29 protein-coding genes and 2 pseudogenes are annotated in these 24,319 nt (G+C 54.8%); 22 read left to right on the top strand and 9 right to left on the bottom strand.

Going from position 1 to position 24,319, the window contains the following annotated elements:
- The first annotated feature begins 6 nt into the window (after positions 1-6).
- The 15 genes and pseudogenes from gpM (at position 7) to VSX58_RS12215 (ending at position 9,176) form a co-directional block, all read left to right on the top strand.
- Entirely contained in the window at positions 7-936 is a 930-nt protein-coding gene (gpM, locus tag VSX58_RS12280; protein ID WP_327618337.1) for a phage terminase small subunit, read from the top strand.
- 102 nt (positions 937-1,038) lie between these two features.
- Entirely contained in the window at positions 1,039-1,536 is a 498-nt protein-coding gene (locus tag VSX58_RS12275; RefSeq protein ID WP_327618336.1) for a head completion/stabilization protein, read from the top strand.
- Positions 1,536-1,736 (top strand): tail protein X, encoded by a 201-nt coding sequence (locus VSX58_RS12270; protein ID WP_009114931.1) that lies wholly within the window; start codon positions 1,536-1,538, stop codon positions 1,734-1,736. The genes VSX58_RS12275 and VSX58_RS12270 overlap by 1 nt, the downstream gene beginning before the upstream one ends.
- The gene (locus tag VSX58_RS12265; RefSeq protein ID WP_327618335.1) at positions 1,727-2,029 is read left to right on the top strand and encodes a phage tail protein; all 303 of its coding nucleotides are present in this window, start codon (positions 1,727-1,729) and stop codon (positions 2,027-2,029) included. Before VSX58_RS12270 ends, VSX58_RS12265 begins: the two co-directional genes overlap by 10 nt.
- Positions 2,013-2,558 carry a lysozyme gene (locus VSX58_RS12260; RefSeq protein ID WP_327618334.1) on the top strand — a complete coding sequence of 182 codons (546 nt, stop codon included), beginning with the start codon at positions 2,013-2,015 and terminating at the stop codon, positions 2,556-2,558. The genes VSX58_RS12265 and VSX58_RS12260 overlap by 17 nt, the downstream gene beginning before the upstream one ends.
- Positions 2,555-2,992 (top strand): DUF2570 domain-containing protein, encoded by a 438-nt coding sequence (locus tag VSX58_RS12255; protein WP_327618333.1) that lies wholly within the window; start codon positions 2,555-2,557, stop codon positions 2,990-2,992. Before VSX58_RS12260 ends, VSX58_RS12255 begins: the two co-directional genes overlap by 4 nt.
- Complete coding sequence (lysC, locus tag VSX58_RS22590; protein ID WP_433913811.1) at positions 2,910-3,101, top strand: Rz1-like lysis system protein LysC; 192 nt, start codon at positions 2,910-2,912, stop codon at positions 3,099-3,101. The genes VSX58_RS12255 and lysC overlap by 83 nt, the downstream gene beginning before the upstream one ends.
- A 10-nt stretch (positions 3,102-3,111) precedes the next feature.
- On the top strand, positions 3,112-3,573 hold the full coding sequence (locus VSX58_RS12250) for a phage tail protein (protein ID WP_327618332.1): 462 nt from the start codon (positions 3,112-3,114) through the stop codon (positions 3,571-3,573).
- Positions 3,570-4,208 (top strand): phage virion morphogenesis protein, encoded by a 639-nt coding sequence (locus tag VSX58_RS12245; RefSeq protein ID WP_327618331.1) that lies wholly within the window; start codon positions 3,570-3,572, stop codon positions 4,206-4,208. The genes VSX58_RS12250 and VSX58_RS12245 overlap by 4 nt, the downstream gene beginning before the upstream one ends.
- On the top strand, positions 4,205-4,786 hold the full coding sequence (locus VSX58_RS12240) for a phage baseplate assembly protein V (RefSeq protein ID WP_327618330.1): 582 nt from the start codon (positions 4,205-4,207) through the stop codon (positions 4,784-4,786). The genes VSX58_RS12245 and VSX58_RS12240 overlap by 4 nt, the downstream gene beginning before the upstream one ends.
- Entirely contained in the window at positions 4,783-5,151 is a 369-nt protein-coding gene (locus VSX58_RS12235) for a GPW/gp25 family protein (protein WP_327618329.1), read from the top strand. Before VSX58_RS12240 ends, VSX58_RS12235 begins: the two co-directional genes overlap by 4 nt.
- Positions 5,138-6,034 carry a baseplate assembly protein gene (locus VSX58_RS12230; protein WP_327618328.1) on the top strand — a complete coding sequence of 299 codons (897 nt, stop codon included), beginning with the start codon at positions 5,138-5,140 and terminating at the stop codon, positions 6,032-6,034. Before VSX58_RS12235 ends, VSX58_RS12230 begins: the two co-directional genes overlap by 14 nt.
- On the top strand, positions 6,027-6,722 hold the full coding sequence (locus VSX58_RS12225; protein ID WP_327618327.1) for a phage tail protein I: 696 nt from the start codon (positions 6,027-6,029) through the stop codon (positions 6,720-6,722). The genes VSX58_RS12230 and VSX58_RS12225 overlap by 8 nt, the downstream gene beginning before the upstream one ends.
- Positions 6,719-7,198, top strand: a pseudogene (locus VSX58_RS12220) (phage tail protein); the annotation flags it as partial. The gene VSX58_RS12225 and the pseudogene VSX58_RS12220, both read left to right, overlap by 4 nt.
- A 1,780-nt stretch (positions 7,199-8,978) precedes the next feature.
- Positions 8,979-9,176 (top strand): hypothetical protein, encoded by a 198-nt coding sequence (locus VSX58_RS12215; RefSeq protein WP_327618326.1) that lies wholly within the window; start codon positions 8,979-8,981, stop codon positions 9,174-9,176.
- Positions 9,177-9,257: 81 nt separating this feature from the next.
- Here the strand turns inward: VSX58_RS12215 and VSX58_RS12210 are convergent, their stop codons facing one another.
- The 6 genes from VSX58_RS12210 to VSX58_RS12185 form a co-directional block, all read right to left on the bottom strand.
- Positions 9,258-9,749, bottom strand: a complete 492-nt coding sequence (locus VSX58_RS12210) for a phage tail protein (protein ID WP_327618325.1) — start codon at positions 9,747-9,749, stop codon at positions 9,258-9,260.
- 12 nt (positions 9,750-9,761) lie between these two features.
- Positions 9,762-12,755, bottom strand: a complete 2,994-nt coding sequence (locus VSX58_RS12205; RefSeq protein WP_327618324.1) for a phage tail tape measure protein — start codon at positions 12,753-12,755, stop codon at positions 9,762-9,764.
- Positions 12,742-12,882 (bottom strand): GpE family phage tail protein, encoded by a 141-nt coding sequence (locus VSX58_RS22585; RefSeq protein ID WP_327618407.1) that lies wholly within the window; start codon positions 12,880-12,882, stop codon positions 12,742-12,744. Before VSX58_RS22585 ends, VSX58_RS12205 begins: the two co-directional genes overlap by 14 nt.
- A gap of 20 nt (positions 12,883-12,902) precedes the next feature.
- Positions 12,903-13,211 (bottom strand): phage tail assembly protein, encoded by a 309-nt coding sequence (locus tag VSX58_RS12195; RefSeq protein ID WP_327618323.1) that lies wholly within the window; start codon positions 13,209-13,211, stop codon positions 12,903-12,905.
- A 187-nt stretch (positions 13,212-13,398) separates the two neighbouring features.
- Complete coding sequence (locus VSX58_RS12190) at positions 13,399-13,914, bottom strand: phage major tail tube protein (protein ID WP_327618322.1); 516 nt, start codon at positions 13,912-13,914, stop codon at positions 13,399-13,401.
- Positions 13,915-15,099 carry a phage tail sheath family protein gene (locus tag VSX58_RS12185; protein ID WP_327618321.1) on the bottom strand — a complete coding sequence of 395 codons (1,185 nt, stop codon included), beginning with the start codon at positions 15,097-15,099 and terminating at the stop codon, positions 13,915-13,917. It lies immediately after the preceding gene.
- Between the two features lie 253 nt (positions 15,100-15,352).
- On the opposite strand from VSX58_RS12185, the gene VSX58_RS12180 reads away from it, so the two are divergent.
- The 4 genes from VSX58_RS12180 (at position 15,353) to VSX58_RS12165 (ending at position 17,884) form a co-directional block, all read left to right on the top strand.
- Entirely contained in the window at positions 15,353-16,396 is a 1,044-nt protein-coding gene (locus VSX58_RS12180) for a phage late control D family protein (RefSeq protein ID WP_327618406.1), read from the top strand.
- Positions 16,397-16,432: 36 nt separating this feature from the next.
- Positions 16,433-16,681, top strand: coding sequence for an ogr/Delta-like zinc finger family protein (locus VSX58_RS12175; protein ID WP_327618320.1), 249 nt, complete (start codon positions 16,433-16,435; stop codon positions 16,679-16,681).
- A 122-nt stretch (positions 16,682-16,803) separates the two neighbouring features.
- A complete protein-coding gene (locus VSX58_RS12170; protein WP_327618319.1) occupies positions 16,804-17,136 on the top strand; it encodes a zinc ribbon domain-containing protein in 333 nt (110 codons plus the stop codon).
- Positions 17,137-17,140: 4 nt separating this feature from the next.
- A complete protein-coding gene (locus tag VSX58_RS12165) occupies positions 17,141-17,884 on the top strand; it encodes a type VI secretion system-associated protein TagO (RefSeq protein ID WP_327618318.1) in 744 nt (247 codons plus the stop codon).
- A gap of 249 nt (positions 17,885-18,133) precedes the next feature.
- Here VSX58_RS12165 and VSX58_RS22515 read toward each other — a convergent pair.
- Together VSX58_RS22515 and VSX58_RS12160 are read right to left on the bottom strand one after the other, a co-directional pair.
- Positions 18,134-18,238: pseudogene (locus VSX58_RS22515) on the bottom strand (site-specific integrase); the annotation flags it as partial.
- Positions 18,239-18,322: 84 nt separating this feature from the next.
- The gene (locus VSX58_RS12160) at positions 18,323-19,852 is read right to left on the bottom strand and encodes a flavocytochrome c (RefSeq protein WP_327618317.1); all 1,530 of its coding nucleotides are present in this window, start codon (positions 19,850-19,852) and stop codon (positions 18,323-18,325) included.
- Positions 19,853-20,222: 370 nt separating this feature from the next.
- Between VSX58_RS12160 and yhjD the strand changes: the two genes are divergently transcribed.
- From yhjD to kdgK, 3 genes are all read left to right on the top strand, one after another.
- Complete coding sequence (gene yhjD / locus VSX58_RS12155) at positions 20,223-21,236, top strand: inner membrane protein YhjD (RefSeq protein ID WP_327618316.1); 1,014 nt, start codon at positions 20,223-20,225, stop codon at positions 21,234-21,236.
- Between the two features lie 50 nt (positions 21,237-21,286).
- Positions 21,287-21,484 (top strand): 4-oxalocrotonate tautomerase family protein, encoded by a 198-nt coding sequence (locus tag VSX58_RS12150; protein ID WP_327618315.1) that lies wholly within the window; start codon positions 21,287-21,289, stop codon positions 21,482-21,484.
- Positions 21,485-21,786: 302 nt separating this feature from the next.
- Complete coding sequence (gene kdgK / locus VSX58_RS12145; protein ID WP_327618314.1) at positions 21,787-22,719, top strand: 2-dehydro-3-deoxygluconokinase; 933 nt, start codon at positions 21,787-21,789, stop codon at positions 22,717-22,719.
- Positions 22,720-22,755: 36 nt separating this feature from the next.
- Here kdgK and VSX58_RS12140 read toward each other — a convergent pair whose 3' ends face one another.
- Positions 22,756-24,228, bottom strand: a complete 1,473-nt coding sequence (locus tag VSX58_RS12140) for a M16 family metallopeptidase (protein ID WP_327618313.1) — start codon at positions 24,226-24,228, stop codon at positions 22,756-22,758.
- Positions 24,229-24,319 lie beyond the last annotated feature (91 nt).

Here is a 24,319-nt window from a genome sequence, read left to right as displayed (position 1 = left end):
AGGGCAATGCTGACACCGGCACAACGACATTTTCAAAAAGTCATGGCGGAACGCCACGGCAAAACCGACGAGCTGACGGACACCGCCCGCACAGCGCATGAGCAAATTTTGCACCGGCTGCGCATGGATCAGAGTGCATTGCGCAGAGTGCAATCTGACCAGGCTAAAGCCGAGCTGAAAAAGCAACTGCTACCGCAGTATGAGGGATGGATTGACGGCACGCTGGACGGCGATAGCGGGCGCCAGGATGAAGTGATTGTCACGCTGATGGTATGGGCGATTGATGCCGCTGATTATCCGCTGGCGGTACGCATCGGGCGCTATGTGATCGCTCACAGCCTCGCCATGCCGGATCGCTTTAACCGCACCGCGCCGACTGTGCTAGTTGAGGAAATCTGCGATCCGATCCTGGTGCAAGTGAAAGCCGACGATAGCGCCGATATTTCTACGTATCTGGCCGTGCTGGATGAGGTCGCCCAGATTGTTGACGGCAAAGATATGCCGGATCAGGTTCGCGCCAAGCTGCTTAAAACCCGCGCCTTTGCGCTGCGTAGCGGAACGGAGGCAGACCAGGCGACGGCGCTGGAATACCTGCGCGAAGCGTTAAAGCTGGATGCGGGCGCCGGGGTGAAAAAAGAGATCGAACGCCTGGCGCGCCTGGTTAAAAAAGCCAGCCTCGCCGCCGATGCGGAAGGTGAAAGCGATGCGGACAGCGGCAACGATGCCGGTAATGCTGCCGAGGATGGCGCCGCGGATGAAACCGCAGGCGCGGCGGATGCCGAAGGCGCTGAAGCATCGTCGGATTCGGCTGTGGTGGCCACGGCGACGAGTAAAGCGGCGGCTCGTAAAACGATACGCAAAACGGCGGCGACAGCTGGGAAAGCAGCGTCCCGCAAAACAGCGGCCAAAAAGACCGCGAGCGGAAAAACCGAATAACCGACTTGCGCCCCGTGCGCTGGCGGCGCGGGCGGAGATCTGCAAGGCATAGCCTGTGCTTTTCTCCACTCGCTCACCGCCAACCTTTTAGGAGCTTTGATTATGAGCCTTGTTGCCGGGCGAACCGTCACCGCCGCCGCTGACGATGTGCCTGATACCGATGATAACGGCGAAAAAGTCAGCGCCGGCGCGTTCTGGCCGGAGATCTCGCTAAGTGATGTCCGCATGGAAATGCGCATTAACGGCGCAGTGACGACAACCCGGCTAAAGCACGTTGTGATCGAAGCTGTCGCGCATGTCACCGACCAGTTAGCGAAGTGGCAGACCGAGCAGGCTAAGGCCGGTTATGCATCGCTCGCTATCGTCCCTGCCGCGCAGATAAACAGTGAAAGCGTGAAAGTGTATCGCTACCGCCGCGCGGTGTTCAGCATCGCCCGCGCGCTGCTTATTGAGAACTACCGCGATGTTGATACAACCGGCGACGCGGGCGAGAAGCACGCCAGCGCATTGACCTTGCAGGCAGCGGATTTGTGGCGCGATGCGCGTTGGGCGATCTCCGACATTATCGGCGTTGTGCGCAATTTCGCGGAGGCGTTTTAGTGAAAGTGAAAGCGTTACAGGGCGATACCGTCGATCAGTTGTGTTACCGACACTACGGGCGCACGGAAGGCGTTACCGAAACGGTTGTCGCCGCTAATCCCGGCCTGAGCAATCAGCTTTTTCTCGCCGCCGGCCAAGAAATAGAGCTGCCGGAAATCACCGAAAGCGCAGAACAAGAAACGGTGCAGCTATGGGATTGAATGATTTGCAGCGACTGAATGATTGGGTGACTTTCGGCATGTCCGCGATGGTAACCGGTATCGGCGTCATGACGGTCAGTGAAAAGGTGGCGGTTGCCGGCCTGGTTATCGGCATTGTGACCGCCGCGCGCGCCTGGCTGTACCGCGTGCGTATTGAGCGCGCGCAACGTCGCCGCAATGCCTTGATTGAAAAGATTTTGCAGCAGGCCGAAAGCCGTTCTCTGAACGATTCGGAACGCCGCGCGGTTTCCATTCTTAAACAAAGTGAGTTTGACGATGAAAGCCGTAATTAAGCGCTGTTCGATTGCGGCGATCGTGGCGCTGGGCGTGACGCTATCGCCGGGAACGCTGCGCACGTCGCCGGAGGCGCAGCAAAAAACCGCGAGTTGGGAAGATTGCCGCCAGTCCCCCTACTACTGCCCCGCTGGCGTGTTGACTGTCGGCATTGGTTCGACGGGCAACGTGCAAAAGCGGGACTACAGCAACGACGAGATCGCGCGCCGCTGGGTAAACGATATGCAGCGGGCGGAGAACTGCATCAATAACAATTTTGAAGGGGAGGCAATGCCGCAATACCCATTTGAAGCGATGGCGGACGCGGCGTTGAATCTTGGGTGCCCTAATTTGATGTGGTTTACCAACGCACAGGGACGCAAGCAAAGGACAACGATATGGAGGCACGCGCAGGCGCATGAATGGCCGCAGATGTGCGCCCGGCTAACCGACTTTGTTAACAGCGCCGGCAAGCGGTCTTCCGGGCTGGTAAACCGCCGAACCGACTTTAAAGCCTGGTGTTTGCGCGGTCTGGAGAAAGCCAAATGAAACTGACGATTGTTCTTTCCGCCCTGCTGGCGTTGGTATCGGCCGGGTTGCTTTGGCAAACCTACCAGCGCGGAACCAGCAGCGCGCGCAATGAAGCGCTGTCGGCCAGCGCCAGGCAACAGAATACGGTGCTTGAAGAGATCAGGGCGATGGGAGCCGATGCCCGCGAGGCGCTGGCGGCGATACGGGCAAATGAACAGAAGCGCAATGCGGAAGGGGAAAACCGGCGTGAAAAGATGCGTGCTGCAACACAAGGCGATACGTGCGCTAACACTATCGTGCCTGCTGCTATCAGCGATGGGCTGCAAAAACACGCCCCCGCCGCCGGCATTCAAGATAGTGGACGAGCCGATGCCGGAAAGCCTGACGGCGCCAACGCCCCGGCCGGTACTGCAATCGCCGGTAACCTGGGGCGGGATAGCCATCTGGAGTGATCGACTCAGCGATGCGCTGGACACCTGCAACGATGATAAAGCGGCGATCGCCGATCTCTATTTGCGCCGCATGCAGCGACTGAGTAATGCGGCAAAAACGGGTCAATAAGGGGAAAGTAATGTTAAAGGCTGAATCATTGCGCCAGGCGCTGACAGATAAAAATCGTTGGTGTAAAGCCAACCCGGAGGGCGTAACCGTCTGGGTTGAAAAGGGATCGATTGAAATAGCCGGCGATGATAGTTCCTTCATGTATCGCTACCCGATCAGCGTCTTTGCGATGGACTACCCCGGCAATATCGACGATCTCATGTTGCCGATCCTGGATTGGCTGCGCATTAATCAGCCCGATCTGTTGCTGAACCCCGATAAAAACAAACTGATTGAATTCGATGCGGATATTGCCAGCGATGAAACCGCTGATGTGCTGTTCAAAATCCCCGTATGGGAGCGGGTGATTGTCACGCGCGACGACAGCGGAGCAGTGACCGCCGAGCACCTGGCCGAACCTCGCCCGCGCCTGATCGGCAGTGAATGGGACACGGTCTTTGAGGGTGAAATGGTTAAAGGGGCTGGCGCATGAGCGATAGCGATCTGTTCCATCAGCTTGATGAGGTGTTTAACGGCATTCTGGCGGGAATGTCCGCGCAGGGGCGCCGGGCATCGGCCAGGGACATCGCGATCGCCCTACGCCGCAGCCAACAGCAACGCATTGCGAGGCAGCAGAACCCGGACGGATCGCAGTATGAAGAGCGCCGCCGGCGAATCAGTAAGACCCATCGGCGCCTGCGCGTAGTGTATCGCGGAAGGTTGCGAGAGTTGGTCAACTGGCGCCATACCACGGGGCGGGGCAACGCGCGCATGGTAACCGGCCAGGATACGGAGAAAGGCGCGCAGCGATCGCTACGCCGCGCGGACATTGAAGCATGGTTAGAGATTGATTTAGCGGAAACGCAAAAAAACATCACTAAAAAACAGTCCATGTTCCACCGCATAAGAACGGCCAAGTGGTTGCGCACCAAAGCAGACGCGGCAGGCGCCACGGTGGGATTTTCAGGCGTTGCCGCGCGCATTGCCCGCGCGCATCAGTTCGGCCTGAAAGACAAGATTAGCGGCAATGTATTGGTGACGTACCCGCGCCGCGAGCTGCTTGGCCTGAGCGAGGCAGACCGGCGGATCATCGCCGAGAAAATGATTGAATCCATGAGGCTGTCATGACTGCCGAACTATTCCGTTTGCTGGGTAACGTGCTGCGCGTCGGCACGGTAACAGAGATAGATGTTGACTCATGGCGGGTTCGCGTCAATTCCGGCGAACTGAATACGGATTGGCTGCGTTGGCAAGCAACGCGCGCCGGGGCATTCAATGTCTGGATCCCGCCCTCTGTGGGCGAGCAGGTTCTGATGGGATGCATCGGCGGCAACCCAGAAACCGCCGTGATTATCGGCAGTCTGTACAGTGACGAAAACCCGGCGCCGGGCAGCAGCATCAACGAGTTGGTAATCAAGGCCCCGGACGGCGCCACTGTACGTTATGACGCTGCCGCCGGCGCGCTGGAAGCCAGCGGAATGAAAACGGCGCGCATCGTCGCATCGGTGGGCGTCACGCTGGATACGCCGATCGTTGAATGTACTAAACACCTGGTTGCCAAAACCTTTTCGTTTACTGAGGGCGGGAAAATGACGGGCAATGTCGATCATCAAGGCGGCGCGTTTAAGTCAAATGGCGTTCAGGTTGACGATCACGCCCACGGCGCCGTAGAGAGCGGCGAAAGTTGGACGGATGGCACGAAATGAGCGCGCGCTATACCGGCATGAACCCGGACGGCCTGGGAACGCTGACGGATAGCGATCATCTGTGGCAATCCGTGCGCGACATACTGACCACGCCGATCGGCTCCCGTGTGATGCGTCGTGATTACGGATCTATCGTGCCGGATTTGCTTGACGCGCCGCAAAACGAGGTCACGCGCCTGCAACTGATGAGCGCGGCAGTCATTGCGGTAACACGCTGGGAGCCGCGCATAGCGCTGAATACCGTCGATGTGAATTATTCGAAAAACGGAAAGGTAGACGTCGAATTAGCTGGGCTGGTAACGGAAACGATGGAATCAAGCAACGCAGCAATAACGATAAAAGGGGGTAACAGTGGCAACGGTTGATTTATCGCAGCTACCCCAGCCGCAAATCATCGAAACGCTGGATTTTGAGGCGATTCTGTTGGACGTCAAGGCGGTCATGATCGCCGCCTTCCCTGCTGACCAACAGTCATCCGTGACCGCCGCGCTTGAGTTGGAGTCTGAGCCACTAAACCAGATAGCACAGGTCATCGCGTACCGCGAATTGATGTTGCGCCAGCGGATTAATGACGGCGCCGCCGCCTGCATGCTCAGTCATGCGGTTTCCGGCGATCTGGATAACTTAGGGGCGAACCTGAACACGGCGCGGTTAGTCATTACGGAAGAAACGGAAACGGCCGACGCGGTGATGGAAAGCGATGATGCGTTCCGTCTGCGCGCGCAAGCGGCCTTTGAGGGGCTTAGCGTGGCTGGGCCGACAGCGGCATATGAATATTTTGCCAAGAGCGCCAGCGGGAAAGTTAAAGACGCGAAAGCGACCAGCCCGTCGCCCGCCGTGGTGGTTGTATCCGTGCTGTCTTCCGATGGCGACGGTGCCGCATCTGCCGAGTTGCTTTCAACCGTTGATGCGGCGTTATCAGCCGAAGATAAGCGCCCGGTGGCTGACCGGTTGACTGTGCAGAGCGCCGAGATCGTCAATTATTCAATCAACGCCCTGCTTTATTTTTACCCCGGCCCGGAATCGGAGCCGATACACAACGCGGCACAGGCTGCGCTAGCGTCATGGATAAGCGCGCAGGGGAAAATAGGCCGCGACGTTGCGCGATCGGCGATCATGGCCGCGCTGCATGTCCAGGGCGTGCAGCGCGTAGAACTGATAGAGCCGGCCGTTGACATTGTGATTGATGAAACACAGTCGGCCTGGTGCGAATCAGTTGTTATTGGCGAAGGCGGCACAGATGAGTAACACGCTACTGCCGCCCTCTTCCAGTGACTTTATGCGCCGAGCCGCGCAGGCGGCGGAAGTGCTTAGCCTTCTGCCCGTCGATCTCAATACGCTGTGGGATGCGAACAAGTGCCCGGTTGATTTGCTGCCCTATCTGGCGTGGGCGCTGTCCGTTGATCGTTGGGATAAGAATTGGTCGGAACAGACCAAGCGCCAGGTGATCAAGGCTGCGTGGATGGTTCACCGAAAAAAGGGAACCATCACGGCGTTGCGCCGGGCGATCGAACCATTCGGTTTTACCGTTCGCGTTATTGAGTGGTTCCAGAACGGCGGCGAGCCGGGGACATTTCTACTTGATGTCGGCGTTAACGATCAGGGCATCACTGATGATCTGTATTGGGAGCTTGAGCGGCTTATCGAACAAGCGAAGCCCTGTTCGCGTCACCTTACGGGGCTATCCGTTAGCCTTGATGTTAAAGGGGAAGCCTACGCGGCGGCGGTGGGATATCTGGGCGATGAATTGACGGTTTACCCCTATATGCCGGAAGTCATCAGCGTAAGCGGTACGGGCGTCGTGGGCGCAGGGATCAGCATAGTTAGTGATGAGTTAACCACTTATTCATACATGCCGGAAGTTGTTAGCGCCAATGGCCGGGGAGCCATGGCGGCACGAATTCACATTATTGACAATATGAGCGTAACAGCATGAGCACATACTTTGCATTATTGACAAATATCGGCACGGCAAAGCTGGCTAATGCCGCCGCGCTGGGTACTCAATTAAGTATCACGAAAATGGCGGTCGGCGACGGTGGCGGTGTTTTGCCGACCCCTAACCCGGCGCAAACAACGCTGATTAATGAAAAACGCCGCGCCGCGCTCAATATGTTGAGCATTGACCCGGCAAACGACAGTCAGATTATTGCCGAGCAGGTTATCCCCGAATCTGAGGGCGGTTTCTGGATCCGTGAAATCGGCTTGTACGATGACAACGGCGACCTGATCGCTATCGCCAACTGCCCGGAAACCTATAAACCAAAATTACAGGAAGGCTCTGGCCGCGTGCAAACCGTGCGCATGATTATTGTCGTCAGCAGTACCGACGCGGTGACGTTGAAGATTGATCCGTCCGTTGTGTTGGCTACGCGTTCATACGTCGATAATGAGATTATTGAGATAAAGCAGCAGTGGTCATTAGCGGGCGCCGCTATGATGGGTCTTAAGCAAGGTGGAACAGTTCAGGACGGATTGGTTTCTTTTTATGTTGACGGATACGGGGCGGATAATACCGGTGCTACTGACTCAACAGACGCAGTGATTGATGCATTGAAAGCAGTCAACACTATGATTGAATCAGGTTACGATGGTTCTATATCAACGTATGCCGAGGTTGTTTTTGGCAATGGAACTTACTTATTAGGCGATATACCGTTTTTGACGGGCGTCAAATTTCGGGGGCAAGGAAGATTTGCTACGAGAATAATGCCAAAACCAGGGGCTTCATTTTGCTTTACGACAACGGAAATCACTGACAATCGATTATATCAAGCTGGTATTGAAGATATGACGATCGGAACAGGGTATCAGGGAACCAGCGTACCTAATTATACAAATCCGCCAAGTGGCGTGGGCGGTATACGTGTTAACGAGGCGTCTTACTTTACATTGAAAAATGTCGCATGCCGTTATCTTAATGGTTCAGGTCTGTGGCTTGGGAATGTATGGGATAGCGATTTTACCGGGCTAAGAATAATGGAGTGCGGAAATATTGATGATATTAATAATCCAGTTCCAGGACTATTAATTGGGCCGGGAGGGCATCCCAATGATGGCACGAATGCTGTTAGATTCTACGGCCTTCATGTTGAGTCTTGCCCTCAACTGTTACAAATACAAAAAAGCACGCGGCATTGTACATTTGTCGGAGCGAAGTTCGAAAGCCATCACACGGACTCTATTTCGTCAACGATAAAGGGAACAATCGGAGTATTGTTTAATGGTTGCGAACTGACGTGGTCACGCTCAGATTTATTTATGTTTGATATGGTGAGAACGTCAGTGGATGAAGATAATCAATTATTATCTTTCGATACGCCCGTTTTAATTTCCTCTATGGGAACCATAGGTAATTACTTCAATTATGACTCACAATTGGGGCCATTATCTATAAACAACGCACAAATGCGAGGCGTAAGGACTCTAGCGCAAGGGAGAAATATACACATCATCGGGGGGACGGCGAATCAATCAGGGCCGGCCATCGTTTCAGGGACAGATAACATTACCGTCAGATCCGTGAATTGGAGAAATATTCTTCAACCCACATCGGCATCAACACCAGCAGTTTCCGTGAATGGCGGCGGGTGTGATGTCAGTGATAATAAGTTCCACTTTGCAGGTGCAATAAACGATGGCTTTGTTGGTGTCTACATCGGGGAGGGAGCCACAGACGCGGAGGTTGTTAATAATCTGCTGAGCGGCGCTAGAAATACTGCTATAAGCATTAATCCATCAGTTGTATCGACTGTAAACGCGTACGGTAACAGAACTATTGATGGCGGAAAATTTACATCAATCATATCTGGCGCTACCGGATGTTATCCTCTGCCGTTTACTGGATCGTCTCCGCAAAAATATCCGGTAAGATATAACTCTGCAACGATAGCGCAAGATGGGGTAGCGAGCTTCAGCAATTTAACTACGGGTTCTTTTATTCTTTTATCAGCAACGTGGACGGATTCGGGGGGGGTTACCTATGTTGACTCGGCAATGCTGCTAATGAATAACAGCGCCGCGGCGGTAAATATAATGGGGAATCTGCGAGAAGTCATTGCGGATGGGACTCAAAATTCATCAGACTCTGGAAAAGTATATATAACAAAGTCTGGTAACACATTTAACGTAACAAACAAGATGGCATATCCGGTAACAATGCGGATTTCATCATTTAACGTGTGAGAAAGGCATGAAGATTACTGAAATCAATCCAGGCGATAAAATAAAGTCACCAGCTGATTCCATCTTTGAAGCCACAGGGAAAGCCGCAGTCACAGTTGAGGAAGCAGATATGTATGCCGTACCGGGGATAATGTATTCTGGCGATGGGTCTGTTTACGAAACTGTTTACGTTGCATCAGGATCGGATGAAGTAGACATCGCATAACAACCGCATTATCGGAAACCCGCCACATCGGCGGGTTTTTTACATTGAGCACAGCCATAACCGGCTGTGCTGCCTGGCAAATCAAGAAAGCAATCCCCCCGCCGCAGAATTAACCGCGTTATACGCCTCAGTGGCGCCGCTGCGGATATTGGTCAGCACATCACTAAATGACGATGACTGTAGCCGTTCGCGGTAGTCCTCATCGACGCGTTGCAGGCTGATAGAAAACTCTATCTTTTTCGCGTTACCGTAGCGGTCTAATTCCTCATTGGTGCGCTGCAATCCGGTTAAAACATACATTCCGTAAATTTTCCCCGTTCCTTCAATCAGCGGCCAGGGGCGCCCCATGTAGCCCATTGTCGTTAATGCCGATAGCGCCAGATTGCCGCCGGTGATTTCCGGGTAGAGAACGCCGCTAAGCGTGATCTGTGACTCCCCGGCGCCGATATATTGCCAGCTTGCCGACCGGTTGATGCGATCATTCTTAACGTGGCGCCACTGCTGGGAATGCTGCAATTGCTGGTAAGGTACGGTTTTGAGGGCAAACACAAACATGCCGAATACCATCATCATAATATTTTCTCCTTAATCCTGGTCGCGGAATGCGCCGCGGCGGTTGCGATCTCTTTCGTTGAGGATTTGCCTTATTTTCTGTTCAACAAGCTGCGCCAGCTCGCGCGGATCCTGTTTGCCAACATCGTTAAACACCAACTTGAACGATGGCGCCGCGCCGGGTGACGCAGAAACGGGCGCCGTTGAACCCTGGCGGCTGGGTTGCGTGGTAATGTCCTGCATTTGCTGAGAAACAACGCGCGGCACTTTCTGCGCCGCGACGCGCGTTTCCTGCCAGGCGCCCTGCACGGCAAACGCGCGCGGCAGGTTTTTGAAAACGATATCCCCCGGCCCTATCCGCTTTTTGGTTTCATCCAGTATGCCGCTTGTGTTGTTTGCGATCTTTTTCAGGTCGTTATTATTCCCCGTCAACGGTGGCGCGTTGCTTTTATCCGGGCCTTTAGCTGCTACGGGTTTTGTAATTGCGCCAACATCAGCGATGAGTGTTCCGATTCTGCCCTGCAACAATTGAAGTCCGGACGGGGTTAATTCGCCTTTTAACTTGTCTGCTTTTTTCTGCGCTGCATCGATCCCATCAGGGATCATGCCAAGTTTTTCAAGCAGCCAACCTACCCCGTCCATCAGGACGGTTAACGGGGTAAGAAGAGTTTGCAGCCAGAAGCCAAACACTTTGCCGAAGGTTTCCCCGGCGCTGGTGCATTTCTCCAATGATTCACGGGAGGACTCTATCGGGGTAAAGAGTTGCTTAAACCAATCAAAGACGCGAGAAACGGCGGCGGAAATGGCATTAAAAATAGGTGCCAGTGATGAGAAAGCATCACGAAACGGTTGCAGCGACTGCATAACACCAGAAAAAAAACCGCCAAAAAACGCTTTGATCGGCTCCCAAAATCGCCAGATGAGCAGGCCGGCCGCGACAAACGCCGCACCGATCAGGCCAATAGGACTAAGAAGCAGCGACAGGGCGACGCCAAGCGCCGAAACCGCGCCGCTAATCAGCCCCCATAACGCAGGAAGGCCGGTTAACCTCAGCAGCAGCATGCCGATGCCCTTACCCAGCGCGGCAAGCGACGACAGCGGCGACGTGAAGACGGCAAACAGCATGCCGCGCAACGGCGTTAACAGCGCGGGCAACCGGCCAAAACCTGCGGCCAGCGACTTTATAACCTGCGACCATCCGCTGATGCGCGTCATAGAGCTGCCCGCTACGGTGCCGAGCGCTTGAAACATAGTGATAGTGCCGCCGATACCGCGACCACTGGTTAGTAGCGTAAAACTGAGACGCATCAATGCCAACGGGCCAATAATGCCGGCAACCGTCAGCGCCATCACGCCTAATGCGACGGTAAGCGCGCCAACAACTACGGCTACCTTCATCAATGAACCGACAAGGACCGGGTTTAACTCAATCCATTGTCGAAAGGTTTTTAATGTGTCTCTCGCCCAGGAAATGATTTCAAGCAGCGGTTTTCGTAACGTCTCACCCAACCCACTGAGGGAATTTACTACACTGGACTTGAGCAGCATCCATTGCGCGGAAACTGAATCCTTGTCGATATCCGATTCCTTCCGCATGGAACCTTTTGCAGCTACACCGCTGACAAGTTTTAACTGTCGATAAAGTTCAGGGAGATTATTGGCGAGCTTTTCCGCATCATCGCCAAATTCTTTGCCGAACAGTTGGGTTAATACTGGCGTACGTTCTGATTTTGGGAGCTTCTTTACGGATTCCAGTACGGAAATAATGGTCCCCATTGCGTCAATGGACATATTTCCCTGAATCTTTTTAGCGCTAAGACCAAGCCGATCAAGCCCCTCAATAAAATTCTTATTTTGTTTTGTGGCGATCGATAGCTCTCGCACCATCGCGTTAGTAGCGCTGGCTGCAACCTCCCGCTCTGTCCCCAAAGTTAGAAACGTTGAGCCTAACGCCGCCGCTTGCTGATAACTCAACTTATCAGCCAATCCGCCGACGCGCTTCAAGACGTCGATAATATCCGAGCCTTTAGACTTGGCGTTATCATCAAGATAGTTAATCGCATCACCAAGTTGCTCAATATCACGAGTCGGGATTTTGTATAGTCCAGCAATCTTACCCATGTCTTCCGACAGCTGATCTGCGGGTAGCTCAAAGGCCTTAGCGGCCATTGCTGCCGTCGATGCGAATGACAATAGATCGCTCTTTTGCTTTTCCCAAGGGTCATCACTATTTGAAACCCCCATACGCGCGCCACCTTCAACCAGCGCGGCGTAGTCTACTGCCCCGTTATCCAGCGGTAGCCGTTCGCTGGCGTCTTTAATGGCCCGTTGCATTTCATAAAAATGGGTAGTTCGGTTTCCGCTACTATCGCGCAGGCTATCAACTTGTTTGGCGACCCCCTTCATTGCATCTTCAAGATTGGCATAATCGCTAATTGTTTTGCTAATGGGGACTAATGCAGCGGCACCTATCATTACTCCTCTAATGCCGCCGCCAGTAATTTCACCTTGTAGTGATTTCGCATTGTCGTAACGAGCGCGCGCCGTGGTGACAGCGGCAAGTTGCCGCCGCTCTCGTTCCAGTGTCTGGTTATATTGTTCCGTTCGCCGGATGGCGCTTTGTATCGCCCCGCTGCCGCTGGTCAGCGTAACGCCATGCTGGCGCAGCGCCTGCCCCACCTCACGGAGTTTTGCGGTTTGCGCACTGTAGGCGGTGGAAAGCGTGGTTATTTTTGTGCGCAGGCCGTCAAGTTTCGCCCGCTGCGCATCCGACAGGGTGCCGGTTTCTTTCAGCCGCTGGCTTAGCCCTGCCGCTTCACGCTGGGCCTTATTGAGTTTTTGCGCGGTGTCGTTGGTGCTGTTGCGCAGCTTTTGAAAAGAGGTGCTTTGCGACTCCAGGCTTTTGATCGCCGCCTGGGTTTTTTTGATGGATTCGGAAAGACCGCCCGCGCTATTGCGGGCGGCATTAACAGGGCGGGTAAACTTATCAATGGCGCTGAATGCGACACGGATATCAAGGCTCTTCATCTTGATTGGCTCCACTTCTGACAGCCGCCCGCTCACGCCAGGCTATCAGCTCGCAAAGATCCATGCCGTACATTTCCGAGAGCGGCCAGTGAAAAATCGTGGCGATATCTGCGATCAGATCCTCCACACGGTCAAACAACAGAACGGTTACTGATTCCCCGTCCCCGCCTCGCTCTGTTCGGCAGGCGCCTGCGGCGCTAAAAAAGGGACTAGCGCTTCATTCAGCCGAACAAAATCGGCAGTCGGCAGGCTGGCGATTTCGGCCAGCGTCAGCGCCGGCGCAGTGACGCGGGTTAGCAGCGTTGACACGGCGTCAAAGTCCAGATTGATCACATCGCCCAGGCGCAGGCCGCGCAGCGATCCGGCCTGCTTGATGGCATCGGTAATTTCAACCTGATTAACGTCACCGCTTTTGCGCGCAATGGGCGCCGACAGCGCGATGGTTTTTGCAGTCATATTTTTTTCTCCTGGCGGTCAGCGCCGCCGTTTAATATTGAAAGTTTGCCGTTCAGTCATAAATGGCTGTGTTGGCCAGCGGCATCGATCACAGTCAAAAATGACACTGCTGCAGCACAGATAAAAAGAACTATGTTTGCCGGCATAGCCACGCCCCCGCCGGGAAGTATGGCGCCGGCGTTATGGGTTAGCCGCCCAGGCCGAGAGCGGAACGCACGCGATCCGGATAAAGGTTTTCGTTGTTGCGCTTGTAGATGAAGTTGAGCAAATCAAACTCAAGCAACGGCTGATCATCAATAGACAGCTTGTAATAGGTGTTTTTGATGGCGTAAGTCTGGTTGGTATCGTCGCCCTGCTTTGCATCGCCGCCGTCGATTTCCGTAATACGCCCGCGCATTTCCACTTCAATGATCGAACTGACGCCGCCGGTGTAATACTCGCCGACAAAGCGCAATTTCAGCTCGTCGATATCGCCGCCGTATTTCAGGATCAGCTGTTCCTCAAAGCCGCCGACCTGCATCGACGCATCAAGCGCGCCGGAATCCAGGCCGAGATCGACAGCCGCGGCGCCAATCATTCCGCCGCCTTGAAAATCTTCCGTTTTGCGCGTCACTTTCGGCAGTGTGACGCTAGGGATCTTCCCGATATAGTTGTCGCCATCCACGAAACAAGTGAACAGCCGGAGCTTTTTAGGTACGGCCATTTACGCGCCCCCCAATGAAGAAAAAGCGGTTTCAAAATATTGATCGGTGAAGGTTTGATACAGGCTCAAATCTTCCAGCGGCGGCACCGGCGTGTAGTTGTAACGCACGATGCACTTGCCCTGCCGCAGCCCGGTGGTTGGGTTATCAACGATATCGAACCAGCACGCCGCACCCAGCAGTTTTCCAGCCGTGACCAGCGCTTGCAGCTTGCCGTTAATGCCGCTCACCACGTCTTTAACGTTGGCCGGCGTCAGCGGCTTATCCACGGTGGTAAATTGCGCCTCCGCGATGCTGTCCGCCAGGATCTGCGCGGTGCGGGTGTACACCTCAAAGATGTATTCTTTATCGGGATCGGTGGTGCGGTTGCCCCAGAACCGGAAGCCGTCGCGCTTAATCAGCGTGGTGATTTCGTGCGCGTTCAGTTCGTTGGCGTCGGAATCTTCCGCTTGCAGCGCCCAAAACACATCTTTGGCAATCCCCAACACATTGCTAACGGCGACGTTAGACAAGGATTTGTGCCAGCCCTGCGTGTTGTCAATCAACGCGCGCAGGCCGCAGGCATACGCTACGGCGGGAAATTCCTCGTTTTGCCCGGTCAGCGAGTTATACGCGATAAAGTTGGGCCAAATCGGCATCACTTCCCGGTAGTTCAACGTTTCACGGTAGGCTTTCGCTTCAGCGATGGTTTCGCAGCCGTGGCAGTACGCATAAAAGAACGCACGCAGTTTCTGCGCGATGACGCCAAGCTGCGTAGCAACCTCGATCGTGTCGTAATCGGGAACAGCCAGAATACGCGGGCGGTAACCGGTTTTCTGTTCCGCCGTCAAAAACGCATACATACCGGTATAGCTGCCATCGGCCGCAGTGCCGCCGATCACCAGCTGTGATTGCGTTTGATTACCTTCACCCTCAATGGCCGTAGCAACGCGCACCACGATCACTTTAGGACTGCATTGGTCGGAAATGGCTTTCAGGCTTTTGTAAAGCGAGCCGGTTTTACCCGCCTTACCCAGCACGTTATTTACGCGCGTGATAAGTACAGGGGTGTTAAGCGGGAACGTGTCAGCGTCTGCATCGTCAGCAACGCCCACAATGCCAATGACCGTTGAGTCAATGTCATTGATAGCCGTTACCAGATCGGTGTTTTCCCGCACGCGCACGCCATGAAAAAAAGCGTCAGTCATGTTTGCCACCTCGTAGTGAGTTCGGGGTGATGTTCCACGAAAACAGTAAGGCAGACACGCGCTTACGGTTGTTGCAGACAGGCGACAACAAATGCCGGTTTGCCGCCTCGCGCGCGCATGAAACTATCTGCGCCGGGGGTGAAAAATGGCATTCAGTAATTTGACGGATATTCAGCAAACGCTGAAATCAGGGGTTTCAGATCTCGATAACGCACTGACGGAAGCCGTTAAGGTTCCCGGCTTTAACATCACAATGGGCGGCAAAACGCTGCTATTGCTGGATGAACGCCTGATTTCGCTTTCAATGACGGATAACCGGGGGTTTGAGGCCGATCAGGTCACGCTTTCCGTTGACGACACGGACGGACGCCTTAACCTGCCGCCGCGCGGCGCAGAGCTATCCGTATCAATCGGCTGGAAGGGCGAAGCGCTGGTCTATAAAGGGATTTTTGTTGTTGATGAGGTAGCGCATTCCGGCCCGCCGGACACCATCGAGATCACCGCCCGAAGCGCTGATTTTCGGGAAGAGTTCAACGTTAAGCGCGAGGTGTCCTGGCATGACGTGACGGTAGAGCGAGTGATATCAGCCATCGCGCACCGCTACAGCCTTAAGCCCTACATCAGCACGCAACTGATGGATTTAGAGATCGACCACGCCGACCAGACGCAGGAAAGCGATATGTCGTTTTTAACCCGTATGGCGGAAATGCTGGGCGCCATCGCCACGGTAAAGAATGGGTGCTTGCTGTTTATTCTGCCCGGCGGCGGCGTGAGCGCATCCGGCAAGCCGTTGCCGGCCGCTGAAATCACCCGTTCAAGCGGCGACCGTCACAGCTTCCGCATTGCAGATCGTGATGCCTACACCGGCGTGCGAGCGTATTGGCTGGATCTGAATTTTGGCAAAAAGAAAAAGGTCAGCGTAAAAAAGCGCACAGCCCGGGCAACCAAAAAGAAACAGGAGAAAAGCAGCAGCCGCGAGGGGGATTACATGGAGGGCGCAGACGGGAACGTCTACGTGCTGCGGAAAACCTACCAGAACGAAACCGCAGCCAGACGCGCCGCGGCGGCGAAGTGGCAGCAGTTGCAGCGCGGCGCGGCACAATTCTCTATCACCCTGGCGCGGGGCCGGGCCGATCTCTACCCGGAAGTGCCGGTATCAGTCAGCGGCTTTAAGTCGGATATTGATAATCAGGAATGGATAATATCGCGCATTGAGCACGTCATTGACGGTAACGGTTTTACATCACAATTGGAGCTGGAAGCAAAAATCGCTGACTGGATAGCGGAAAGTGACTAGAATGGAATGGAGTCAAACCCCGCCGGGGATTCAATCATGTTTACTTGCCCTCACTGCGGCGCAGTTGCGCGCACGCGCACCAGTCGTAAACTCAGTGATATGACAGTTCGTCAATATCATCAGTGTCAAAACCTGGAATGCAGCATCACATTCACGACGCTTAACAGCGTTGAACGCCTGGTTACAGCCCGCGCAAGATGCGAGGATGTGCCGGTAGACTTCGTGCCGAAAGACGCTTTTCCCTCATCACATTACGGCCGCGATCAGTTAAACCTCGCCATCTAAAGCACAAGCCCCAAAAACAAGGGGCTTTATTTTTCTATATTGTCAATTGACTAAACTCTGATAAACACCTTATAAATGCAAACATTAGGTAAAGTTAAGCATTAAAACGTAAGGGGCATGTCATGGCGTTAGTTAGTTGTTCTGAGTGTAATAAAGAAGTAAGCGATACGGCATTTAAATGCCCATCGTGCGGAAAACAATTAAGAAAACCGACTCGATCGCTTTTTGGAAAATTAGTTAAATGGATCTTTATTTTGTTTAATATTTTCATGATTTATAGCGCTTTTGTCGGAATTGGCGGTAGCGGAGAAGTGATTCAAAGTGCTGGCTCTGATGCCGAGAGGGCGGGGGCAGCAATCGGAACGGGAATAGGGTTGTTTATGCTCGGAGCGATATGGGTAATTGGAGATATTATTATTGGAATGTTTGTATTTCTGACTAGGCCAAAGGGGTGATTGCATGAAAAACGGATTTTGGTATGTTGCCGTTGGCTGTATCGTGCTTGCCACTCTTTCAACTGGAGTAAAGGCAAGTTCCAAGAATTTCGACGGCGTACTACATTGTAGAAAAATAGAGAGTGGAATAGATCGTATTGGGTGTTATGACAAGTCACTGCCGCCAACATATACAAAGAACGATCAAAAACTGGAAGACCGGGATCAGTGCCAAGATGAGACGAATGGAACAAAACGCCTTGCCTGTTATGATCGGTTCTTCCCGACGACATTTACTAAAAGCAAAGTGAGCGACCAACCAGCGCCAGAAAATAAAGGAAACTGGAGTGTAAACACAAAAATATCGCCGATTGACGATTCGCAGAACGTCTTTATTTCATTGGACGCTAACGAATCCTTTGCCTCAACGTTTGGGGGGTCGGTAAGGCCAACGTTGTATATCTTATGCCGCGAGAAGAAAACAGAGTTGTACATAAATTGGGATGTCTACTTGGGACTTGATGAAACAAGAATGTTACACAGGCTGGATAAACAAAAAGCCGTCAACAGGGCATGGTCAATATCAACAGACACGAAAGCGGTTTTTTACAATGGAAGAACAATTGATTTCATTAAGAACTTGATGTCTGCGGAAAAGATGTACGCTCAGATCACCCCGTACAACGAAAACCCCGAAGCGGTTACTTTTGACCTCAAGGGATTGTCGGAAGCCATTAAGCCGTTACAAAAAGCCTGCGGATGGAAGTAACCAAGAAAGAGTAAGCCCGCCAAAGCGGGCTTGTTTGTTCGATGTGGTCAACGTGTGGACATTGAAAGAAATAAATCCTTTTATTTCATATCGATACAGGGATAAATTCTACACCATCCCTGTCTTTCGCCCTCCATGATGGAGGGCTTTTTTTTGGCCTTTTCCAGGGAAATCATTTTAAAACAACCACCTATTAAGCAATTACAAGCAACTGTAAACGGTTAAAATGTGGTCAACATGTGGACACTTTCAAACGGCTATTTTCCCCCGCAACGGGTTGAGCGTAATAGCGTTTTCCAGATAGCCCGGCGCCAGGTGCGCGTAAGTCATGGTCTGCTGGCTCCTGAATCGACCACTGCGGGGCGCGCACCGTGCCAGTGTGTTGATGTGGGGAATGGGGAATGCGGCCGCGCTCAGGCCGCCGCCTCCCTCTCACGCTCAGGCGCTCAGCGCGGCGTTTTTCCCGGCGATGCGGCCGAAAACAATGCAGTCGGTCATGGCGACGCTGCCAAGCCTGACCGCGCCGTGCACCCCGCCGACCGTTTCGCCGGCGGCATACAGATGGGGTATCGGCTGCAGATCGAAACCGATAACCTGCGCCTCTTTATTTATCGCCAGGCCGCCCATCGTGTGGTGTACCCGCGGCCACAGGCGCGCCGCATAAAACGGCGGCGTAACGTTGGGCTTCGCGTCCTTGAAAATCATACAGCCGAGCTCGGGGTCGCTACGCCGGTCGACGAATTCGTTCCAGCGCTTAACCTGTGTGACAAACGCCGCGACCGGCATATCGTACGCTTTCGCCACCTCTTCCAGCGTGTTATACGCTTTTAGCGAGCCGTTCTTTAACGCGCCTTCCAGCTGTCCGGGATCCACCATATTGGCGGTATTGCTCTTATCCGCCATGATGACGGCGGGATGGCCCAGTTGAATAATCGCATCGGCGCGCTCTTTGCGGTTACCCGTTTCCTTAAAGAAGCGCTTGCCGGTGGCGGGGTCGACCATCAAGCCATAGCCGACGATACGTTCGACGAATTGCGGTATATAGCCGAATCCCTGTTCATCGGGACTGGTCCACGGCCCCAGTTGGATCCAGTCCATCTGCGTATCCAGCGCGCCAATCATACAGGCGGCCATAATCGCTTCGCCGGTCGCCCCGGGGTGATTGGTCGAGGTGAATGCCTCCGTCAGTCTGGGGTCGTACATCTGCCGCAGCGCCACGCCCTGCGAAAAACCGCCGGACGCCAGCACCACGCCCTTGGTGGCGCGAACGTAGGCGATATCGCCGGAGGTTTCATCCGGGAAACGGTAGCGACGTCTGACCTCAGCGCCGATGACGCCGCCGTCCCGATCGACGATCAGCCGCAGCAGTTTGGTTCTCAGCTCGATCACCGCCCCCAGCTCTTTGGCTTTCTGCTGCTGCTTCATGATCAAACCGGAACCGGAGCGCTGCGCCAGCTGATGCGCGCGTTTCACGGAGTGGCCGCCGTGGTAGTTGACGACGTTAAACTCCGCGCCGATGCTCTGCGCCCACTCCAGAGCCTCCACCGAATGGTCGGCCACCGTTCTGGCGAGCTCCGGGTAATTGAGCCAGTTACCCGCCTTCATCATGTCCTGATACATCAGATCGGGCGAATCCTGGATCCCCTGCGCTTGCTGCATTTTGGAGCCGGCGGCGGAGAGATCCCCGCCATTGAGCACCGAATTCCCGCCCAACAGCGGCATTTTGTCTATCACCAGCACGCTCGCCTGCGCGTTGCGCGCCTCAATGGCGGACGCCAGCCCGGCGAACCCGGTACCGACAACCAAAACATCGACGGTGGTGTCCCACTTCTCCGGCGCCGGCGCCGGAGAAGGCACCGCCTGCGCGGGGCGCGATAGCGCCATGCCGCCCAAGGCGCCGATAACGATGCCGGTTGATTTCAAAAAACGGCGGCGATCTTGCGGATCATGCGTTGGCTTGTTGCTCATTGGATTATCTCCATGTTCAGAAACGGTAAATCACAATAAAAAGCGGAAGGTATTCGGGATAACGCGAAATTTCAGGCAGGTGATGAATGCAAGGCTAAACACCTATTGGTATCTCAACATAAAATATAAGGATTAAACGTGAATCTCCCCGCACTGTGGTTATTGATTTATCCCCTAAGTCAGGCGAACTGCGGGACAAAAACGCCAAAAGCGTTTGAGTTTGCTGACAAACCCGTCTGTCAGCTCGAGAGACACGGGGCGACTACGGGGCGCACCGGCGGTCGGATAAGGCGAAATCGTAACAATCTCATATTGTTGGTTATAATTAAGCAGGCCACGCAAACTCAAATCCAAGCACAGGAGATGTTCAATGCCAGCACCGGCAGACCAAGAGCCTCACGCTCAGCCGGCCCCCGCAGAAAAAACAGAGGGCAAACCATCGCAGCAGTCCCGAACGCTTTTAAGCCAGAGCAAAAGTTGGGTAAAACGCATTCAGGCCATCCCCAGCGTGGCGCATATGATCCGCGCGGGAGAGCGCTTTAACGATCGGATGGGGAATCAGTTCGGCGCCGCGATCACCTATTTCTCCTTTCTGTCGCTGATACCTATCTTAATGGTGTCCTTTGCCGCCGTCGGTTTCGTGCTGGCGTCCAATCCGGATCTGCTGACGGAGTTGATTAACCGCATCGTCAACAGCATCAGCGACCCCAACCTGGCCAATACGCTGAAAAACACGGTGAATACCGCCATCCAGCAGCGTACGACGGTGGGGATCACCGGCTTACTCATCGCCCTCTATTCCGGCATCAGCTGGATGGGCAACTTACGCGAGGCGATCCGCGCGCAGTTGCGCGACGTCTGGGAACGCAACCCGCACGACGAAGAGAAAATTTACTTTAAGTACACCCGCGATTTTTTATCTCTGACCGGACTGATGATGGCGCTGGTGGTTACCCTGTTCCTGACGTCCATTGCGGGCACCGCGCAGAATACCATCGTCAACGCATTGGGCCTGCAGGGTATCGAATGGCTGCGCCCGGCGATGACCCTGATCGCCTTATCGATCTCAATTTTCGCCAACTACTTATTATTTCTGTGGATCTTTTTTGTATTGCCCCGGCACAAGCCGAAACGCAAAGCGTTATTTCGGGGAACGCTGCTTGCCGCCATCGGCTTTGAGGCGATCAAGTTCGCCATGACCGTCTCGCTGCCCAAACTGGCAAGCTCCCCCTCCGGCGCCGCGTTCGGTTCCGTTATCGGGCTGATGGCGTTTTTCTATTTTTTCGCCCGGCTGACGCTGTTTTGCGCCGCCTGGATCGCCACGGCGAATTATAAAGGCGACACCTCGGCCGATCGCAACGCGCGGCGACAGCGCGAAGAATGACGAAGATATATACTTAATCGACCTTACCAACAGCAATACCCGGAGCCACTATGCCCTACGTCAATATAAAAATTACCCGCGAAGGCGCGACCGCCGAGCAAAAGAGCGCCCTGATCGCCGGGGTGACGCAGCTTCTTGTCGATACGCTGGGGAAAAACCCGGCCACCACCGTCGTGGTGATCGATGAAGTGGATACCGACAACTGGGGGATTGGAGGAGAAAGCGTCACCCATCTCCGCCGCAAATAACCCTGCCGATCGGAGTCTGGCGCGCCGGGAGCGAAAAGTGACCGATCGTTCGCTCCTACGGCAATGATTGCCGGCACCAGCCCGGACGGGCGCCGGCTTTTTGACCGGGACGATCTCCGTTTTTCGATCCACATCATAAAAAAATAAAACATCATTTCAATACTATTGACTCGCCTTCCCATTATGTTGAGACTGACAAAATCTCCGCGCCCCCCCGCCGACGAATTGGCATCTCAGGCGGCGACCGATACCGTCGCACCGGAAGGATAGCGCGATTTATTCTTGCAAACAGGCCAACGCTGATGACCACCAACAACATTGCCGTAATCGGCGAATGCATGATCGAACTGTCGCAAAAAGGCGCCGACCTTAGCCGTGGATTCGGCGGCGATACCCTGAATACCTCCGTGTATATCGCGCGTCAGGTTCAGCCCGAGGCACTGGGCGTTTATTATGTTACCGCGCTCGGAACCGATAGCTTTAGCGAAGAGATGGTCGTCGCATGGCGGCAAGAAGGGGTGCGCACCGATCTGATCCAGCGTCTGGACGACAAGCTGCCCGGGTTATACTTCATCGAAACCGATGACAGCGGCGAGCGTACCTTCTACTACTGGCGCAACGATGCCGCCGCCCGCTACTGGCTCGACGGCGCCGATGCGGAAAAAATCAGCCAGCGTCTGGCGCGCTTCGATTATCTCTATCTGAGCGGCATCAGCCTGGCGATCCTCGACGACGACAGCCGTCAGCGCCTGTTCGCCTTATTGCACGCCTGTCGCGCCAACGGCGGCAAAATCATTTTCGATAACAACTATCGCCCGCGCCTGTGGCAAAACAGGGCGCAAACGCAAAAAGCCTACAGCGACGTGCTCTCCTGCACCGATATCGCATTCCTGACCCTGGATGACGAAGATATGCTGTGGGGAGCGAAACCCGTGGCCGAAGTGCTTGCGCGCACTCATGGCTTCGGCGTTGCGGAGATTGTGATTAAGCGCGGCGCCGACGCCTGCCTGATTTCACAGCAGGGGCAAGATTTGCTCGAGGTTCCCGCCGTGAGGCTGGCGAACGAGCAGGTGGCGGACACCACCGCGGCGGGCGACTCCTTCAGCGCCGGTTATCTGGCCGTGCGCCTTACCGGCGGCAGCGCGCAGGCGGCGGCGCGGCGCGGACACCTGCTCGCCAGCATGGTGATTCAGCATCGCGGCGCCATTATCCCGCGCGGCGCGATGCCCGCCTAGCCGCGGACGGGCCGCGGCTAGGCCCGGCGTATGCCATTAGCGCGCCGCCTCTTCACCCTGCGGCTTAGGCTCTTCCGCGGCGGCGGCCGGCGTCATAATCCGGCTATAGGCTTCCTGCAGCGTCTTCATATGCGCCTCCGGCTCGCCCTGCTGCTGTATCAGCATCAGGGCGGCATCCTGCGACAGCCACTGGTGCAGCTCCTGATTCAACATATCCAGCGTGAGTTCGGACAGCGACGTCTGGCGTAATTTTTGATACTGCTCGGGGGCGATATCCACCACGCCATTTTGCTGCGACCGCAGGCGCTGCTCCATCAACACATCCGTGCCGGTACGGGCGTAAGTGGCAAACAGTTTGCCCAGCTCATCCGTTTTATGTGCGATCAGCGCATCAAACTCCTGCTGCGTCAGCCCGTCGCTTCTCAGCGCCGCCAGCTCCTGGGCCAAAAACGTCACCGCCGGCATCACGCCGTCGATACCGGGAACGTCCATATGGATGGCGCACTGCGCGCGCGTATAGAGAACATTACAGTTAAAACGGAGGTTTTCGCCTTTGCGCGGATTTTGCTTTAACGCCTGCTGCACATGCCAGAATAGCGCCTCCCTCGCCAAGTCGCGCCGCCAGTAGCGGACCAGCGCCCGGTCGTCGCGAATCGGATGCCAGGGCATGTCCCAGATCAGCGACAATGTATCCTGCTGAACGGTCGCGTCTATCAGGCTGATGGCCTGCAGCGGCAACGGGCTCAGCGTCGGCAGCGGAGCCGGCGCTTCGCGTTTTCCTTGCAGCGCTGAGAACGCCTTACCGATCTGCTCGACGATGCTGCGCTGGTCGACATTGCCGACGATATAGAGCGTCATGGCGTCCGGCGTGTACCAGGTTTTATAAAATTGCTGCAACTGCTCGCTGCTTAGCGGCGGCGTCACCGCCTGTCCCGGATCGTGGGCCAGCAGCGTGGAACCCTTCAAGCGGTAGCGCCAGGCGGGCTCCTGCGGATTAGCCGGGAAGGCCGCCACCCGATCGGCCGAGCTTAACGCCGCGCCGATGCGCCGATCGTCGATGGAAAGCCGGCCGGCCGTTTCCGACAGCCAATTTAACGCGTCTTTCAGCAGCTCCGGCCGATTATTCGGCAAGCTCAGATTGTAAAAGGTGAAATCGTACGATGTGACGGCCGGCGGCAGCGCGCGCGCGCCCGGCTCTGTTTGCTGCCATAGGGAAGACAACTGCGTCGCCGAAAAACCGTCCGCTGGCGTTAACGCCAACCGGGGAATAAAACGGGCGAATCCTGATTGCTGCGCGTTTTCCGTCAGCGATCCGGTATTCACCATTAAACGTAACTCAACCCTGTCGCCCGGACGTTGCGGGGTAGTGAGTAACTGCCAGGTAAAACCATTATCAAGTTTACCCTGCTGCCAGGCAGGATCGGGTTGTAGTGTTTCAGCCTGCACGTTGCTGCCGACAACCGCCAGCAACATTCCACCAACGAAAAGTCCTATTTTGGTGCCCTGCATGTGAACCCCTACTTAAATAACCAGCCAACATAAATGTGGTTGTTGTTGATAATCACAGTGGCCTTGCGCTTGCCACCAAACACTCTCATGA

Origin of the sequence: Brenneria populi (genome assembly GCF_036016195.1) — a bacterium.
In the GTDB taxonomy this organism is placed as follows: domain Bacteria; phylum Pseudomonadota; class Gammaproteobacteria; order Enterobacterales; family Enterobacteriaceae; genus Brenneria; species Brenneria populi.
Note: the sequence above shows the minus strand (reverse complement) of the source record. Positions and strands in the feature narration are given on the sequence as shown.

Excerpts from the sequence above, each read along its gene's own strand:
- VSX58_RS12190 (WP_327618322.1), bottom strand. The coding sequence starts at position 13,914 with ATGGCCGTACCTAAAAAGCTCCGGCTGTTCACTTGTTTCGTGGATGGC.
- VSX58_RS12255 (WP_327618333.1), top strand. The coding sequence starts at position 2,555 with ATGAAACTGACGATTGTTCTTTCCGCCCTGCTGGCGTTGGTATCGGCC.
- VSX58_RS12165 (WP_327618318.1), top strand. The coding sequence starts at position 17,141 with ATGAAAAACGGATTTTGGTATGTTGCCGTTGGCTGTATCGTGCTTGCC.
- VSX58_RS12175 (WP_327618320.1), top strand. The coding sequence starts at position 16,433 with ATGTTTACTTGCCCTCACTGCGGCGCAGTTGCGCGCACGCGCACCAGT.
- VSX58_RS12195 (WP_327618323.1), bottom strand. The coding sequence starts at position 13,211 with ATGACTGCAAAAACCATCGCGCTGTCGGCGCCCATTGCGCGCAAAAGC.
- lysC (WP_433913811.1), top strand. The coding sequence starts at position 2,910 with ATGCCGGAAAGCCTGACGGCGCCAACGCCCCGGCCGGTACTGCAATCG.
- VSX58_RS12260 (WP_327618334.1), top strand. The coding sequence starts at position 2,013 with ATGAAAGCCGTAATTAAGCGCTGTTCGATTGCGGCGATCGTGGCGCTG.
- VSX58_RS12150 (WP_327618315.1), top strand. The coding sequence starts at position 21,287 with ATGCCCTACGTCAATATAAAAATTACCCGCGAAGGCGCGACCGCCGAG.
- VSX58_RS12235 (WP_327618329.1), top strand. The coding sequence starts at position 4,783 with ATGAGCGCGCGCTATACCGGCATGAACCCGGACGGCCTGGGAACGCTG.
- VSX58_RS12225 (WP_327618327.1), top strand. The coding sequence starts at position 6,027 with ATGAGTAACACGCTACTGCCGCCCTCTTCCAGTGACTTTATGCGCCGA.
- VSX58_RS12160 (WP_327618317.1), bottom strand. The coding sequence starts at position 19,852 with ATGAGCAACAAGCCAACGCATGATCCGCAAGATCGCCGCCGTTTTTTG.
- VSX58_RS12180 (WP_327618406.1), top strand. The coding sequence starts at position 15,353 with ATGGGCGGCAAAACGCTGCTATTGCTGGATGAACGCCTGATTTCGCTT.
- VSX58_RS12205 (WP_327618324.1), bottom strand. The coding sequence starts at position 12,755 with ATGAAGAGCCTTGATATCCGTGTCGCATTCAGCGCCATTGATAAGTTT.
- VSX58_RS12170 (WP_327618319.1), top strand. The coding sequence starts at position 16,804 with ATGGCGTTAGTTAGTTGTTCTGAGTGTAATAAAGAAGTAAGCGATACG.
- yhjD (WP_327618316.1), top strand. The coding sequence starts at position 20,223 with ATGCCAGCACCGGCAGACCAAGAGCCTCACGCTCAGCCGGCCCCCGCA.
- VSX58_RS12240 (WP_327618330.1), top strand. The coding sequence starts at position 4,205 with ATGACTGCCGAACTATTCCGTTTGCTGGGTAACGTGCTGCGCGTCGGC.
- VSX58_RS12275 (WP_327618336.1), top strand. The coding sequence starts at position 1,039 with ATGAGCCTTGTTGCCGGGCGAACCGTCACCGCCGCCGCTGACGATGTG.
- VSX58_RS12215 (WP_327618326.1), top strand. The coding sequence starts at position 8,979 with ATGAAGATTACTGAAATCAATCCAGGCGATAAAATAAAGTCACCAGCT.
- gpM (WP_327618337.1), top strand. The coding sequence starts at position 7 with ATGCTGACACCGGCACAACGACATTTTCAAAAAGTCATGGCGGAACGC.
- VSX58_RS12210 (WP_327618325.1), bottom strand. The coding sequence starts at position 9,749 with ATGATGATGGTATTCGGCATGTTTGTGTTTGCCCTCAAAACCGTACCT.
- VSX58_RS12185 (WP_327618321.1), bottom strand. The coding sequence starts at position 15,099 with ATGACTGACGCTTTTTTTCATGGCGTGCGCGTGCGGGAAAACACCGAT.
- kdgK (WP_327618314.1), top strand. The coding sequence starts at position 21,787 with ATGACCACCAACAACATTGCCGTAATCGGCGAATGCATGATCGAACTG.
- VSX58_RS12265 (WP_327618335.1), top strand. The coding sequence starts at position 1,727 with ATGGGATTGAATGATTTGCAGCGACTGAATGATTGGGTGACTTTCGGC.
- VSX58_RS12250 (WP_327618332.1), top strand. The coding sequence starts at position 3,112 with ATGTTAAAGGCTGAATCATTGCGCCAGGCGCTGACAGATAAAAATCGT.
- VSX58_RS12140 (WP_327618313.1), bottom strand. The coding sequence starts at position 24,228 with ATGCAGGGCACCAAAATAGGACTTTTCGTTGGTGGAATGTTGCTGGCG.
- VSX58_RS12245 (WP_327618331.1), top strand. The coding sequence starts at position 3,570 with ATGAGCGATAGCGATCTGTTCCATCAGCTTGATGAGGTGTTTAACGGC.